This is a genomic window from Flavobacterium nitrogenifigens, assembly GCF_003254565.1.
GTDB lineage: Bacteria > Bacteroidota > Bacteroidia > Flavobacteriales > Flavobacteriaceae > Flavobacterium > Flavobacterium nitrogenifigens.
On the sequence record NZ_QJRI01000159.1, the window covers coordinates 1 to 15885 of the forward strand.

The window sequence follows — 15885 nt, forward strand, 5'->3', positions numbered from 1 at the left end:
AAAGAGGTTAAGATTTTGGGTTTTAGGTTTTTAAAAATCTGAAATCTAAATTCAGAGATCTAAAATCAGAACTCTCTGCCGGTGTAGCTCAGGGGTAGAGTGCTTCCTTGGTAAGGAAGAGGTCTCGGGTTCAAATCCCGACATTGGCTCAAGTAAGTAGGAAATTGAAAATTAATATATAACTAAGATTAAAAATTAAGTAAAATGGCAAAGGAGAATTTTAATCGTTCCAAACCGCACTTAAACATAGGTACAATTGGACACGTAGATCACGGAAAAACTACATTAACTGCTGCAATTACAAAAGTATTGTCAGATGCTGGTTACTGTCAAGCAAAATCGTTTGATCAAATCGATAACGCTCCAGAGGAGAAAGAAAGAGGTATTACTATCAATACATCTCACGTAGAGTATGAAACAGCTAACCGTCACTACGCTCACGTTGACTGTCCAGGTCACGCGGATTACGTAAAGAACATGGTTACTGGTGCTGCTCAAATGGACGGTGCTATCTTAGTAGTTGCTGCTACAGATGGTCCAATGCCACAAACTCGTGAGCACATCCTTTTAGGACGTCAGGTTGGTATTCCAAGAATCGTTGTTTTCATGAACAAAGTGGATATGGTTGATGATGCTGAGTTATTAGAGCTTGTTGAAATGGAAATTAGAGATTTATTATCTTTCTACGAATATGATGGAGATAATGGTCCTGTAGTTCAAGGTTCTGCTTTAGGAGGATTAAACAATGATCCAAACTGGGTACCTAAAATTATCGAATTAATGGAAGCTGTTGACAACTGGATCGAAGAGCCAGTACGTGACGTTGCTAAACCATTCTTGATGCCAGTTGAGGACGTATTTACAATTACAGGTCGTGGAACTGTTGCTACAGGTCGTATCGAAACTGGAGTTGCTAACACTGGAGATCCTGTTGAAATCATTGGTATGGGAGCTGAAAAATTAACTTCTACTATTACAGGAGTTGAGATGTTCCGTAAAATCCTTGATAGAGGTGAAGCTGGAGATAACGTAGGTTTATTGTTAAGAGGTATTGATAAAGCTGATATCAAAAGAGGTATGGTTATTATTAAGCCAGGTTCAGTAAAACCACACGCTAAATTCAAAGCTGAGGTTTATATCTTGAAAAAAGAAGAAGGTGGACGTCACACTCCATTCCACAATAACTACCGTCCACAGTTCTACGTACGTACAACTGACGTAACTGGAGTTATTACTTTACCAGCAGGTGTAGAGATGGTAATGCCAGGTGATAACTTAACTATTGAGGTTGCTTTATTAAGCCCAATCGCTATGAACGTAGGTTTACGTTTCGCTATCCGTGAAGGTGGTAGAACAGTTGGTGCTGGTCAGGTTACTGAAATCGTAGAGTAATTCTATAAAAATAAATAAAAAGCCAGTGATTATTTTTTAATCACTGGCTTTAATTACGGGCGTAGTTCAAGGGTAGAATAGCGGTCTCCAAAACCGTTGATGGGGGTTCGAATCCCTCCGCCCGTGCAATAAAAAATATATCAAATGACAAAAGTTACTAATTATTTATCAGAGGCTTTCGAAGAGTTAAAGTCAAATGTTACTTGGCCAGCTTGGGCTGAAGTGCAAAAATTGACAATTGTTGTGGCTGTATTTTCGATTCTATTCGCTTTGGCAACATGGGGAGTAGACGAATTTTTTGCAAAAGCTTTGGCTGGATTTTTTAACTGGTTAAAAGGATAATTTTTTTGTGATGGCAGATAATAATGTGAAAAAATGGTACGTAGTTAGAGCAGTTAGTGGTCAAGAGAATAAAGTGAAAGCTTATATCGAGACTGAGATTGCGAGATTAGGTATGGAGGATTATGTTTCTCAGGTTTTGGTTCCTACTGAAAAAGTAGTTACTGTAAAAGATGGGAAAAAATCATCTAAGGATAAAGTTTACTTTCCTGGATATGTTATGATTGAAGCTAACTTAGTTGGTGAAATCCCTCATATTATTAAGTCAATTACTAGTGTTATTGGATTTTTGGGAGAAACTAAAGGTGGAGAACCTGTTCCTTTAAGACTTTCTGAAGTAAACCGTATGTTAGGTAAAGTAGATGAGTTGGCTGTAAATACGGACACTCGTTCTATTCCATTTAGTGTTGGAGAAACGGTTAAGGTTATTGATGGACCTTTCAATGGATTTAATGGATCTGTTGAGAAAATCAATGAAGAGAAGCGTAAACTTGAGGTAATGGTTAAGATTTTCGGAAGAAAAACTCCATTGGAATTAAGTTTTATGCAAGTAGAAAAAGTATAATTTTTTGTTACACTATAATAAACCATTGTGATCGCTTCCATTGATCACAGTGTTAAATTTTTTAAAAATGGCTAAAGAAATTAGTAAGGTAGTTAAACTACAAGTTAAGGGAGGTGCTGCGAACCCGTCGCCACCGGTTGGACCTGCTTTAGGAGCTGCTGGGGTTAACATCATGGAGTTTTGTAAGCAATTTAATGCTAGAACTCAAGATAAACCTGGCAAAATTTGTCCAGTGCAAATCACTGTGTACAAAGACAAATCATTTGATTTTGTTGTTAAGACTCCTCCAGCAGCAGTTCAGTTAATGGAAGCTGCAAAGCTAAAATCTGGTTCTGGTGAGCCTAATCGTAAAAAAGTAGCTAGCGTTACTTGGGAACAAATTAGAACTATTGCTGAAGACAAAATGCCAGACTTAAACGCTTTCACAATTGAGAAAGCTATGAGTATGGTTGCTGGAACAGCTAGATCTATGGGTATAACTGTATCAGGAGATGCTCCTTTTTAATTAAGAAAAAGAAATGGCAAAATTAACAAAAAAGCAAAAAGAGGCTGCTTCAAAAATTGAAAAGAACAAATTATACTCTTTAAAAGATGCTGCTGCATTAATTAAAGTTGTTGCTTCTGCAAAATTTGATGAGTCTGTTGATATCGCAGTTCGTTTGGGTGTTGATCCAAGAAAAGCGAATCAAATGGTTAGAGGTGTAGTTACTTTACCTCACGGAACAGGAAAAGACGTTAAAGTATTAGCATTGGTTACTCCAGATAAAGAAGCGGAAGCTAGAGAAGCTGGAGCAGATCACGTTGGTCTTGACGATTACTTGCAAAAAATTAAAGACGGTTGGACAGATGTTGATGTGATCATTACTATGCCTGCTGTTATGGGTAAATTAGGTCCATTAGGTCGTATTTTAGGACCTAGAGGTTTAATGCCAAACCCTAAAACAGGTACAGTAACTATGGATGTTGCTAAAGCTGTTCAAGAAGTTAAAGCTGGTAAAATTGACTTTAAAGTTGATAAAACTGGTATCGTTCACGCTGGTATTGGTAAAGTTTCTTTCGGAGCTGAGCAAATCGTTGAGAACGCGCACGAAATTATTCAAACATTAATAAAACTTAAACCAACTGCTGCTAAAGGTACATACATCAAAGGTATCCACCTTACAAGCACAATGAGTCCTGCTATCGCATTAGACCCAAAAGCAGTATAATTGGTAGTTAAAAATTTTTAGTATGACTAGAGAAGAAAAATCAATCGCGATTGAAAATTTAACTGCGCAGTTAGCTGGTACAAATATCATTTACATTTCTGATATTTCTGGTTTAAACGCAGAGACAACTTCAAACTTACGTAGAGCTTGTTTCAAAGCAGGTATCAAATTAGAAGTTGTAAAGAACACTTTGCTTGCAAAAGCAATGGAAGCTTCTGATAATGATTATGGTGATTTACCTACAGTTTTATCAGGTAACAGTGCTATTTTTATTTCTGATGTTGCTAACGCACCTGGAAAAATTATCAAAGATTTCCGTAAGAAATCTGATAAACCAGTTTTAAAAGGAGCTTACATCAATTCTGAAGTATATATTGGGGATAACCAATTAGATGCATTAGCTACAATTAAATCTAAAGAAGAGCTTATTGGAGAAATCATTGGATTATTACAATCTCCAGCTCAAAGAATTATTTCTGCTTTACAAAACAAATTCGCTGGAAGCGAAGAGGGAGCAGAGTAATAAACGTGAGGAAGTTTACTTCCTTACTGCTTAATTAGCGCACAATAATTAAATTATATTTTTTACACAAATCATTTTAAACGATAGAAAAAATGGCAGATTTGAAACAATTCGCAGAACAATTAGTTAACTTAACAGTTAAAGAAGTTAACGAATTAGCAACAATATTAAAAGATGAGTACGGAATCGAGCCTGCTGCTGCTGCTGTAGTAGTTGCTGCTGGTGGAGGAGACGGTGCTGCTGAAGAAGCACAAACTGAATTTACAGTTGTATTGAAAGATGCAGGAGCTTCTAAATTAGCTGTTGTAAAATTAGTTAAAGAATTAACTGGTTTAGGTCTTAAAGAAGCTAAAGATGTAGTTGACGGTGCACCAAGCAACGTTAAAGAAGGTGTTTCTAAAGAAGAGGCTGAAGGTCTTAAAAAATCTTTAGAAGAGGCTGGAGCTACTGTTGAGCTTAAATAATTAAACTCAGTTTAAGAACTAGGTTTAGGTCTTGAGTTAACACTCAAAGGCCTAAACCATTTTTCGTATAATAAAATATATCAATTTTATTATCCCATAGTTTAAAATACGAAAAAGTTTTTGATCAATACGAAGAAAGAAAATTAGACTTAATTTATAGAACTAATTTTTAAAGATGTATTGATTATAATAAGAAAGTATAGATTAAACAATGTGTATTTACACAAAAATAAATTACTTTTTTTTAATCAAAATTTTGTCCATTGATGATAACAAATCAGACTGAAAGATTGAATTTTGCCTCTACAAAAAATATCCCTGACTATCCAGACTTTTTGGATGTTCAGGTTAAATCTTTTAAAGATTTCTTTCAATTAGAAACGAAATCTGACGAAAGAGGCAACGAAGGGTTATACAATACCTTCATGGAAAACTTCCCAATTACAGATACAAGAAACAACTTTGTATTGGAATTCCTAGATTATTTTGTTGATCCTCCACGTTATACAATTCAAGAATGTATAGAGAGAGGTCTTACTTATAGTGTGCCTTTAAAAGCTAGGTTAAAACTATACTGTACAGATCCAGAACACGAAGATTTTGAAACTATTGTACAAGATGTTTATCTTGGAACAATTCCTTACATGACTCCTAGTGGTACTTTTGTTATTAATGGTGCCGAGCGTGTTGTAGTATCTCAATTACACCGTTCTCCAGGGGTTTTCTTTGGACAGTCATTCCACGCAAATGGAACTAAACTTTACTCTGCAAGAGTTATTCCTTTTAAAGGTTCTTGGATAGAGTTCTCTACTGATATTAACAGCGTAATGTACGCGTATATCGATAGAAAGAAAAAATTACCTGTAACAACTTTATTCCGTGCTATCGGTTTTGAAAGAGATAAGGATATCCTTGAAATTTTCGACTTAGCTGAAGAGATTAAAGTTTCTAAAACAGGTATTAAGAAATATATTGGAAGAAGACTTGCTGCACGTGTTTTGAACACATGGCACGAGGATTTCGTAGATGAGGATACTGGAGAGGTAGTTTCTATCGAGCGTAACGAAATCATCCTTGATCGTGATACTATTATCGACAAAGATAACGTTGAAGAGATCATCGATTCTAACGTAAAATCTATTTTGTTACACAAAGAGGATAATAACCAAGCAGATTATGCTATTATCCACAACACGTTACAAAAAGATCCAACAAACTCTGAAAAAGAAGCTGTAGAGCACATTTACCGTCAGTTGCGTAACGCTGAACCGCCTGATGAGGAAACTGCTCGTGGTATTATAGATAAATTGTTCTTCTCTGATCAACGTTACAACTTAGGTGAGGTAGGTCGTTACAGAATGAACAAAAAATTAGATTTAGATATCCCTATGGATAAGCAAGTGCTTACTAAAGAGGATATCATTACTATCGTTAAATATTTGATCGAGTTGATCAACTCTAAAGCAGAGATTGATGATATCGACCACTTATCAAACCGTCGTGTTAGAACAGTTGGAGAACAATTGTCTCAACAATTCGGTGTTGGTTTAGCACGTATGGCTAGAACTATTCGTGAGAGAATGAACGTTAGAGATAACGAGGTGTTTACACCAATTGATTTGATCAATGCTAAAACATTATCATCAGTTATCAACTCTTTCTTTGGTACTAACCAGTTATCTCAATTTATGGATCAAACGAATCCATTAGCTGAGATTACACACAAAAGAAGACTTTCTGCACTTGGGCCAGGTGGACTTTCGAGAGAGAGAGCTGGTTTCGAGGTTCGTGACGTTCACTATACTCACTATGGTCGTTTATGTCCGATTGAAACTCCTGAGGGACCAAACATTGGTTTGATTTCATCTCTTGGTGTTTATGCAAAAGTTAACGGAATGGGATTCATTGAAACTCCATACCGTAAAGTAACGGATGGTGTTGTTGATTTAGAAAGTGCACCTATCTATTTAAGTGCTGAAGAAGAAGAAGGAAAAATGATTGCTCAGGCAAACATTGATATGGACGCTTCAGGTAAAATTACAGCTAGTAACGTTATTGCTCGTGAAGAGGGTGACTTCCCAGTTGTTGAACCAAGTTCAGTACATTATACAGACGTTGCTCCTAACCAGATCGCTTCGATTTCTGCATCTTTGATTCCTTTCTTGGAGCATGATGATGCGAACCGTGCGTTGATGGGATCAAACATGATGCGTCAGGCAGTTCCTTTGATCCGTCCTGAAGCTCCGATTGTTGGTACAGGTTTAGAGCGTCAGGTAGCTTCAGATTCAAGAGTATTGATCAATGCTGAAGGGCATGGTACTGTTGAATACGTTGATGCTAACATCATTACTATTAAATACGATCGTACAGAAGACGAGAGAATGGTTAGTTTTGATGCTGATGAGAAAACGTACAACTTAATTAAATTTAGAAAAACCAATCAAGGTACAAGTATCAACTTGAAACCAATCGTAAGAAGAGGTGATAGAGTTGTTCCTGGACAAGTATTGTCTGAAGGATATGCTACTCAAAATGGAGAATTAGCTTTAGGTAGAAACTTAAAAGTTGCGTTCATGCCATGGAAAGGGTACAACTTCGAGGATGCCATTGTAATTTCTGAAAAAGTAGTTCGTGATGATATTTTTACATCTATCCACGTTGATGATTATTCATTAGAGGTTAGAGATACTAAGTTAGGAAACGAAGAGTTAACAAACGATATTCCTAACGTTTCTGAAGAAGCTACTAAAGATTTAGATGAAAACGGTATGATCAGAATTGGAGCAGAGGTTAAACCTGGCGACATTTTGATTGGAAAAATTACACCAAAAGGAGAATCAGATCCTACTCCAGAGGAGAAATTGCTTCGTGCAATCTTCGGGGATAAAGCAGGTGATGTAAAAGATGCTTCATTAAAAGCTTCTCCATCTTTACATGGTGTAGTTCTTGATAAAAAATTATTTGCAAGAGCTGTAAAAGATAAACGTAAACGTACTCAGGATAAAGACGCTTTAGGTGCTTTAGAAATGGAATTCGAAACTAAATTTGTTGAATTAAAAGACAGATTGGTTGAGAAATTATTCTTGATCGTTAACGGAAAAACATCTCAAGGTGTAATGAATGATTTGGGTGAAGAAGTTTTACCAAAAGGTAAAAAATATACTCAAAAAATGCTTTACGCAGTAGAAGATTTTGCTCACTTAAGCAAAGGTCAGTGGGTTGCTGATGACGCTACAAATAAAATGGTTAATGATTTAATTCATAACTATAAAATTAAGCTGAACGACTTACAAGGAGCTTTAAGAAGAGAGAAATTCACTATTACAGTTGGAGATGAATTACCATCTGGAATCTTGAAATTGGCTAAAATCTACATCGCTAAAAAACGTAAGTTAAAAGTGGGTGATAAAATGGCGGGACGTCACGGTAACAAAGGTATTGTTGCTAGAATCGTTCGTCATGAAGATATGCCTTTCTTAGAAGATGGAACACCAGTAGATATCGTATTGAATCCACTTGGGGTACCTTCACGTATGAACATTGGTCAGATTTATGAGACTGTATTAGGATGGGCTGGTATGAACTTGGGTAGAAAATTTGCTACTCCAATTTTCGACGGAGCTTCTCTTGACGAGATCAATGCTTTGACTGATGAGGCTAACGTACCACGTTTCGGACATACTTACCTATTTGATGGTGGAACTGGAGAGCGTTTTGCGCAAAAAGCGACTGTGGGTGTAATTTACATGCTTAAATTAGGACACATGGTTGATGATAAGATGCACGCACGTTCTATCGGACCATACTCATTGATTACGCAACAGCCACTTGGAGGTAAGGCCCAATTTGGAGGTCAGCGTTTTGGAGAGATGGAGGTTTGGGCACTTGAGGCTTATGGAGCTTCTAGTACACTACGTGAAATCTTAACTGTTAAGTCTGATGACGTTATTGGTAGAGCTAAAACTTACGAGGCTATCGTTAAGGGTGAAACTATGCCAGAACCAGGTTTACCAGAATCATTCAATGTATTAATGCACGAATTGAAAGGTCTAGGTTTAGATCTTCGTTTGGAAGAATAATAAAAGTTTTCAGTTACAGTCTCAGTATTCAGTTTAACACTGAAAACTGGGACTGCCACTGTTTACTAAATGTTACAAGTTTTTAAAGATTTATACCCGTAACCCGTTCCGATTTTTTATAACAATGCGAGGCATTTTATAACTAGCACTTCAAATAAGAATTTGAGGTTTAGAGAAGTAACCCGAGGTAGTGTTTTAAGTCGAAAGTTTGAAAGTCCAAAGTCTAAAGTCAGCAATGACTTTAAAAACTTTATGACATTTGACTTTAGACTAGGCTAAGAATCAATTTTTTAATTGCAAATAAATCAATAGTAAAAACTATGATGAATAACAGAAACAATAAAGATAAGAATCCAGTAAAAAGATTTAACAAAATCTCTATTGGATTGGCTTCACCAGAATCTATCTTGAAAGAATCAAGAGGAGAGGTTTTAAAGCCAGAAACAATCAACTATAGAACTCACAAACCAGAGCGTGACGGACTTTTCTGCGAAAGAATCTTCGGACCAGTAAAAGATTTCGAATGTGCTTGTGGTAAGTATAAAAGAATTCGTTACAAAGGTATCATCTGTGACCGTTGTGGTGTTGAAGTTACTGAGAAAAAAGTACGTCGTGATAGAGTAGGACACATCAACCTTGTTGTGCCAATTGCTCACATCTGGTACTTCCGTTCTCTTCCAAACAAAATTGGTTATATCCTTGGTCTTCCATCTAAGAAATTAGATATGATCATTTACTACGAAAGATACGTAGTAATTCAGCCAGGTATCGCTAAAAATGCAGATGGAGAATCATTACAAAGATTAGATTTCTTAACTGAAGAAGAATATTTAAATATTTTAGATACTCTTCCACAAGAAAACCAATATTTAGATGATTTAGATCCTAATAAATTTGTTGCCAAAATGGGAGCAGAGTGTATTATGGATTTATTGGCTCGTATTGACTTAGATGCTTTATCTTATGAATTAAGACACAGCGCTAACAACGAGACATCTAAACAAAGAAAAACTGAAGCTTTAAAAAGATTACAAGTTGTTGAGTCTTTCCGTGAGTCTAACGAAAACCGCGAAAACCGTCCAGAATGGATGATCATGAAAGTGGTTCCAGTTATCCCACCAGAATTACGTCCGCTTGTGCCACTTGATGGAGGTCGTTTTGCAACTTCAGATTTGAACGACTTATATCGTCGTGTAATCATCCGTAACAACCGTTTGAAAAGATTAATGGAGATTAAAGCTCCAGAGGTTATCTTAAGAAACGAGAAACGTATGTTACAAGAATCTGTAGATTCATTATTCGATAACACTCGTAAAGCTTCTGCTGTTAAAACAGAATCAAACAGACCATTAAAATCATTATCTGACTCATTAAAAGGTAAACAAGGACGTTTCCGTCAAAACTTACTTGGTAAACGTGTGGATTATTCTGCTCGTTCGGTAATTGTTGTTGGTCCTGAGTTAAAATTATATGAGTGCGGATTGCCAAAAGATATGGCTTCTGAATTATACAAACCTTTCGTTATCCGTAAGTTGATTGAAAGAGGTATTGTAAAAACAGTAAAATCTGCTAAGAAAATCATTGATAAGAAAGAGCCAGTAGTTTGGGATATCCTTGAAAACGTAATTAAAGGACACCCAGTATTACTTAACCGTGCTCCTACTTTGCACAGACTTGGTATTCAGGCTTTCCAGCCAAAATTAATTGAAGGAAAAGCGATCCAGTTACACCCATTAGTATGTACCGCTTTCAACGCCGATTTCGATGGTGACCAGATGGCGGTTCACTTACCATTAGGACCAGAAGCTATTTTAGAGGCTCAATTATTAATGTTGGCTTCTCACAATATCTTGAACCCTGCAAATGGTGCGCCTATCACTGTACCTTCTCAGGACATGGTCTTGGGTCTATATTATATGACCAAAGAGCGTATTTCTACAGAAGATCACAAAATTATTGGTCAGGATTTGACTTTCTATTCTGCTGAAGAAGTAAATATTGCATTAAACGAAGGAAGATTAGAATTGAATGCTCGTGTGAAAATCAGAGCAAAAGATTTTAATGACGCTGGAGAATTAGTGTACAAAATCATCCAGACAACTGCAGGACGTGTATTATTTAACGAAGTAGTACCTGAAGCAGCTGGATATATCAACGACGTATTGACTAAGAAAAACCTTAGAGATATTATCGGACACATTTTAAGTGTGACTGATGTGCCTACAACGGCAGCTTTCTTAGATAATATGAAAGATATGGGGTATAAATTCGCATTTAGAGGAGGTTTATCATTCTCTTTAGGTGATATTAGAATTCCAGAACAAAAAACGAAGTTAATTGCAGATGCTAGAGAGCAAGTTGAAGGTATCTCAACTAACTATAACATGGGTCTTATCACAAATAACGAGCGTTACAACCAAGTTATTGACGTATGGACTTCAGCAAATGCTCAGTTAACAGAGTTAGCAATGAAAAATATTAGAGAAGACCAACAAGGTTTCAACTCTGTATATATGATGCTTGACTCTGGGGCGAGGGGTTCTAAGGAGCAGATTCGTCAGTTAACTGGTATGCGTGGTTTGATGGCTAAGCCTAAAAAATCTACTGCTGGTGGTGGTGAGATTATTGAAAACCCGATTCTTTCTAACTTTAAGGAAGGTCTTTCTATCCTTGAGTACTTCATTTCTACTCACGGTGCTCGTAAAGGTCTTGCGGATACGGCTCTTAAAACAGCCGATGCTGGTTACTTGACAAGAAGGCTTCATGACGTTTCTCAAGATGTTATTGTTAACATCGAAGATTGTGGAACTTTAAGAGGTGTTGAAGTTGCTGCTTTGAAGAAAAATGAGGAAATCGTTGAATCTTTAGGTGAGAGAATCTTAGGACGTGTTGCATTACAAGACGTTATTAATCCTCTTACTAATGAAGTAATGGTTAGGTCTGGTGAGCAAATTACTGAATCTATCGTTAAAACGATCGAAGCTTCTCCAATTGAAAAAGTAGAAGTTAGATCTCCATTAACTTGTGAGGCTTTAAAAGGTATTTGTGCTAAATGTTACGGTAGAAACTTAGCTACTGGTAAGATGACGCAAAGAGGTGAAGCTGTCGGAGTTATTGCAGCTCAGTCTATTGGAGAGCCAGGTACACAGTTGACACTTCGTACGTTCCACGTTGGAGGGGTTGCTGGAGGTATTTCTGAAGAGTCTAGTATTATTACAAGATTCAATGGTAGACTTGAAATTGAAGATTTAAAAACAGTTAAAGGTGAAGATAGTGAAGGTAACGAAGTTGATATCGTTGTATCACGTTCTACGGAGTTAAAATTAATTGACGAAGGAACCGGAATTGTTTTAAATACACATAACATTCCTTACGGATCTAGTATTTTTGTAAATGATGGAGATGTAGTTACTAAAGGAACTGTAATCTGTAAATGGGATCCATATAATGGTGTAATTGTTTCTGAATTTACTGGTAAGATTGCTTACGAAGATTTAGAACAAGGACAATCATACATGGTTGAGATCGATGAGCAGACTGGTTTCCAAGAAAAAGTAATTTCTGAGGCTAGAAACAAAAAATTAATCCCAACTTTATTAGTTTATGGTAAAGAAGGTGAATTGATTCGTTCATACAACTTACCAGTAGGTGCACACTTAATGGTTGAGAATGGTGAGAAAATTAAAGCAGGTAAAGTATTAGTAAAAATTCCTCGTCGTTCTTCTAAAGCAGGCGATATCACGGGAGGTTTACCAAGAATTACTGAGCTTCTTGAGGCTCGTAACCCTTCAAACCCAGCAGTTGTATCTGAAATTGATGGTGTTGTATCATTCGGTAAAATTAAGAGAGGTAACCGTGAGATCGTTATCGAGTCTAAATTTGGTGAGATTAAAAAGTATCTAGTGAAACTTTCAAGCCAAATCTTAGTACAAGAGAATGACTTCGTAAGAGCGGGAGTTCCATTGTCTGATGGTGCAATTACACCAGATGATATCTTAAGAATTCAAGGTCCAGCTGCTGTTCAACAGTACTTGGTAAATGAAATTCAAGAGGTTTACCGTTTACAAGGGGTAAAAATTAATGATAAGCACTTTGAGGTTGTAATTCGTCAAATGATGCGTAAAGTAAGAGTTGAGGATCCAGGAGATACTTTATTCTTAGAAGACCAATTAATTCATACTAAAGATTTCATCGTTCAAAACGATAAATTATATGGAATGAAAGTGGTTGAAGATGCTGGAGATTCTTCAGTATTGAAACCAGGTCAGATCATTACACCTCGTGAATTGCGTGATGAAAATTCATTATTGAAACGTACAGATAAAAATCTTGTTGTAGCAAGAGACGTAATCACTGCAACTGCAACGCCAGTTCTACAAGGTATTACAAGAGCTTCGTTACAAACTAAATCATTCATTTCTGCGGCTTCATTCCAGGAGACAACGAAAGTACTTAACGAAGCTGCAGTAGCTGGTAAAGTAGATGATCTAGAAGGATTAAAAGAAAATGTAATTGTTGGACACAGAATTCCTGCAGGAACTGGTATGAGAGAATACGATAACACTATCGTAGGATCTAAAGACGATTACAACGAAATGATGGCTAATAAAGAAGAATACATTTATTAATTAGGAAACTATGAGTAATCCGAAACAACAACAAGAGCAAATTAACATTGAGTTAGACGAAACTATTGCAGAAGGAATTTATTCTAATCTAGCAATTATTAATCACTCATCATCTGAGTTTGTTTTAGATTTTGTGAGTATTATGCCAGGTATTCCTAAAGCCAAGGTAAAGTCAAGAATTGTTTTGACACCACAACATGCTAAAAGATTATTGAGAGCAATAGGGGAGAATATCCACAGATTTGAGGCAGCTCATGGCGAAATCAAAGAAACGGAACAAGCACCAATTCCGCTTAATTTTGGTCCAGCAGGACAAGCATAAATTTTAAAGCCCCTTTTTCAAGGGGCTTTTTTTATGGCTAATGAATTAAAAATGTAGTATGTCGGATTTAATTTACTTTAGTCGACAAAGTTTCTTTTCAACTAAATATTTCTTTAACTTGGTGTTACCTAGAAAGATTCAATTTTGAAATATACATGACTTAGTAAAGGTTGATTTAATTCAAATTATAAAAAAGCGCTAATTTTGATATTAGCGTTTTTTTTGTGAGAGATATAAAAATGTAATATTTTTACTATAAAAAATATGTTTATTGAATGAAAAATATTTAAATTTGTGCTCTAATTTTTAAAGTATGAATGATGGAGCAAGAGTTGGACTTATCTAAGTATGTCTCAAAAAGTAAAAAAAGAGAAATGCAATCAATAGATGTTTTAATATTGATCATTGTCAGTTTTTATTTTAGTATTGACTGCATAACAATTTCATATATTCAAGATCAGCTTGGCATTCATTGGCTTCTCTTAAGCATATTAAATTTTCTATCTGGAGTTTTTATGTTTCAGTATCGAAAGGATATCTTTCATTTTTCAATAAAGCCAATTTTTAAGAATAGTATCCTGCTTATTTACTTCTTTTTTTTGATCATTGCGGGAGTTTCTATTTTTTTTGCAATTAACAAAGTCGAGAGTATGATTATTTATACTCGATTCTTAACAACGGTTGTCACATTTTGTATTCTTGCGGTTTTACTTTATAAGAGGCTGTATTTATTTAAACCTTTATCAATTGTTGTGGCAATCCTGATATTAATAAAGTCGTTTTCAGCAGTAAAATTATTCTATGCAGGTTTAGGTAAAATAGGTTTAGGAGTTTTAATCAATTCTTTGCAAAGTACGGAAGGTAATAAAAATATTTTTGCGGCAGTATTGGTTGTCCAGATTCCGGTGCTTGTGTATGGCTTGCTAGTTCATAAAAAATGGCTGAAGTATTTATGCGCTTTATCTCTGGGATTCGCGTTAACTACAGTTTTTCTTATTAATGCACGAGCAGCTTATTTAAGCACACTATTGCAGTTTTTTCTATTGCTGGTTGGTATTTTCTTTATATTTTACAAGGCCAACAAAATGAAATTGTTTTATAAAAATGCCTTAGTGTTGCTCTGTGTTTTTTTGGGAAGTTTTTTTATTAGTCAACATAGTATAAAAAAAGCACTTCAGAAAGATAAAAATTCAGTGTATGGTACTGTAGGCGATAGGTTAAGCACTATAACTGATAATTCAAATTCAACCACATCAATACGTTTAGAATATTGGCAACATGCGTTAGAAGTAGTTAAAAAGAACCCTATTCTTGGTGTTGGAGTGGGCAATTGGAAATTATATACTACAACATATACTAATACACTGATTGATGATAACACTTTTTCAAAACACCCTCATAATGATTTTATAGAAGTTGCGGGCGAAACAGGAATCCCTAATGGTATTGTCTATATTTTAATTTTTGGATGTGCCTTTTTTCTTGCTTTAAAGAGTATGTTTTCAAAACAAGAACATGAATTAAAACTACTATCCTTAATTCTTTTTATTTCTCTCTGTGGTTATTTTATTGATGCATTTTTTAATTTTCCACTCGAAAGGCCACATATGCAGATTTTGTTTGCTTTTCTTTTGGCTACGATAATCATCAATTATTTAGAGGATAAAGAAGAAAAGAAAGGTGATCAAGATGTAATTTGGATAAAAGTCTTAGTTTTATCGATTGTCGTACTCAGCGCTGTAGGAACTTGTATTCATTATACGGTTTTTAAGTCAATGAAATCTCAGTTTATAATAGATAATGATTTAAATAGTGTCGATGGTTTGCCTGATGCTTTGCCACAATATAAATATGATCAGGTGAAGCTTATGTTTCCTTCTTTTCCAAACATTGCCGAAAACTCTGAGACGATAGGCTATAAAGAAGCTAAATATCTGCAAAAAGAAAAAAGATATGATGAAGCTATTAAAATTTTGGACAGCGTTCATAAATTTAGTCCTAATACTGCGTATGATTATTATCTCAAATGCAAGATTTATCAAGATTTAAAAAAACAAGATAGTGCCTATTTGTATGGTAAAAAGGCTTTTTATGCTAAACCAAGAAATATTTATTATTATAAAATGGCAATTCATTTGGGGTCTTTGAACAAAGATTCAGCTGAAATTGTTAAAATGTATAATTTATTTAACACGTATAGAAAAGATTCGCAAGCTTATTTCTATTATGCTAAATGTCTTGCGTGGTCTGGTAAGTATAATATAAAAGAGATGAAGAAAATTGTTGATGAGGGAGTGAAATTGTATCCTGAAGAAAAGGACTTAATACAATGGCAATCAGTTTTGTCTAAATATTAACAAAAAAA

General features: G+C 35.4%; 11 protein-coding genes and 2 tRNA genes. All 13 read left to right on the forward strand.

Annotated elements, in window-relative coordinates; genetic code table 11:
- Nucleotides 1-77: 77 nt before the first annotated feature.
- The 13 genes from DM397_RS02780 (at nt 78) to DM397_RS02840 (ending at nt 15877) form a co-directional block, all read left to right on the forward strand.
- Nucleotides 78-149: transfer RNA gene (locus DM397_RS02780), tRNA-Thr, on the forward strand.
- Between the two features lie 55 nt (nt 150-204).
- Nucleotides 205-1392: an elongation factor Tu gene (gene tuf, locus DM397_RS02785; RefSeq protein ID WP_109192121.1), complete on the forward strand. Its 1188-nt coding sequence runs from the start codon at nt 205-207 to the stop codon at nt 1390-1392.
- Between the two features lie 55 nt (nt 1393-1447).
- Nucleotides 1448-1518 (forward strand) — tRNA-Trp (locus DM397_RS02790).
- Nucleotides 1519-1536: 18 nt separating this feature from the next.
- Nucleotides 1537-1734, forward strand: a complete 198-nt coding sequence (gene secE, locus DM397_RS02795) for a preprotein translocase subunit SecE (RefSeq protein WP_008466927.1) — start codon at nt 1537-1539, stop codon at nt 1732-1734.
- 10 nt (nt 1735-1744) lie between these two features.
- On the forward strand, nt 1745-2296 hold the full coding sequence (nusG, locus tag DM397_RS02800; protein WP_008466925.1) for a transcription termination/antitermination protein NusG: 552 nt from the start codon (nt 1745-1747) through the stop codon (nt 2294-2296).
- Nucleotides 2297-2363: 67 nt separating this feature from the next.
- Nucleotides 2364-2801 (forward strand): 50S ribosomal protein L11, encoded by a 438-nt coding sequence (rplK, locus tag DM397_RS02805; protein WP_008466923.1) that lies wholly within the window; start codon nt 2364-2366, stop codon nt 2799-2801.
- Between the two features lie 13 nt (nt 2802-2814).
- Nucleotides 2815-3504: a 50S ribosomal protein L1 gene (rplA, locus tag DM397_RS02810; RefSeq protein WP_008466920.1), complete on the forward strand. Its 690-nt coding sequence runs from the start codon at nt 2815-2817 to the stop codon at nt 3502-3504.
- Nucleotides 3505-3526: 22 nt separating this feature from the next.
- Complete coding sequence (gene rplJ, locus DM397_RS02815) at nt 3527-4027, forward strand: 50S ribosomal protein L10 (RefSeq protein ID WP_111364129.1); 501 nt, start codon at nt 3527-3529, stop codon at nt 4025-4027.
- 92 nt (nt 4028-4119) lie between these two features.
- On the forward strand, nt 4120-4491 hold the full coding sequence (rplL, locus tag DM397_RS02820; RefSeq protein WP_008466917.1) for a 50S ribosomal protein L7/L12: 372 nt from the start codon (nt 4120-4122) through the stop codon (nt 4489-4491).
- A 266-nt stretch (nt 4492-4757) separates the two neighbouring features.
- Nucleotides 4758-8570: a DNA-directed RNA polymerase subunit beta gene (rpoB, locus tag DM397_RS02825; RefSeq protein WP_111376088.1), complete on the forward strand. Its 3813-nt coding sequence runs from the start codon at nt 4758-4760 to the stop codon at nt 8568-8570.
- A 320-nt stretch (nt 8571-8890) separates the two neighbouring features.
- Nucleotides 8891-13198: a DNA-directed RNA polymerase subunit beta' gene (gene rpoC / locus DM397_RS02830; RefSeq protein ID WP_111376089.1), complete on the forward strand. Its 4308-nt coding sequence runs from the start codon at nt 8891-8893 to the stop codon at nt 13196-13198.
- Between the two features lie 10 nt (nt 13199-13208).
- Nucleotides 13209-13520, forward strand: coding sequence for a DUF3467 domain-containing protein (locus DM397_RS02835; RefSeq protein WP_012024017.1), 312 nt, complete (start codon nt 13209-13211; stop codon nt 13518-13520).
- A gap of 317 nt (nt 13521-13837) precedes the next feature.
- Nucleotides 13838-15877: an O-antigen ligase family protein gene (locus tag DM397_RS02840; RefSeq protein ID WP_111376090.1), complete on the forward strand. Its 2040-nt coding sequence runs from the start codon at nt 13838-13840 to the stop codon at nt 15875-15877.
- Nucleotides 15878-15885: the final 8 nt, after the last annotated feature.

What these genes read in the sequence shown, in the direction of transcription:
- tuf (WP_109192121.1), top strand. Translation starts at nt 205, where the DNA reads ATGGCAAAGGAGAATTTTAATCGTTCCAAACCGCACTTAAACATAGGT.
- secE (WP_008466927.1), top strand. Translation starts at nt 1,537, where the DNA reads ATGACAAAAGTTACTAATTATTTATCAGAGGCTTTCGAAGAGTTAAAG.
- nusG (WP_008466925.1), top strand. Translation starts at nt 1,745, where the DNA reads ATGGCAGATAATAATGTGAAAAAATGGTACGTAGTTAGAGCAGTTAGT.
- rplK (WP_008466923.1), top strand. Translation starts at nt 2,364, where the DNA reads ATGGCTAAAGAAATTAGTAAGGTAGTTAAACTACAAGTTAAGGGAGGT.
- rplA (WP_008466920.1), top strand. Translation starts at nt 2,815, where the DNA reads ATGGCAAAATTAACAAAAAAGCAAAAAGAGGCTGCTTCAAAAATTGAA.
- rplJ (WP_111364129.1), top strand. Translation starts at nt 3,527, where the DNA reads ATGACTAGAGAAGAAAAATCAATCGCGATTGAAAATTTAACTGCGCAG.
- rplL (WP_008466917.1), top strand. Translation starts at nt 4,120, where the DNA reads ATGGCAGATTTGAAACAATTCGCAGAACAATTAGTTAACTTAACAGTT.
- rpoB (WP_111376088.1), top strand. Translation starts at nt 4,758, where the DNA reads ATGATAACAAATCAGACTGAAAGATTGAATTTTGCCTCTACAAAAAAT.
- rpoC (WP_111376089.1), top strand. Translation starts at nt 8,891, where the DNA reads ATGATGAATAACAGAAACAATAAAGATAAGAATCCAGTAAAAAGATTT.
- DM397_RS02835 (WP_012024017.1), top strand. Translation starts at nt 13,209, where the DNA reads ATGAGTAATCCGAAACAACAACAAGAGCAAATTAACATTGAGTTAGAC.
- DM397_RS02840 (WP_111376090.1), top strand. Translation starts at nt 13,838, where the DNA reads ATGATGGAGCAAGAGTTGGACTTATCTAAGTATGTCTCAAAAAGTAAA.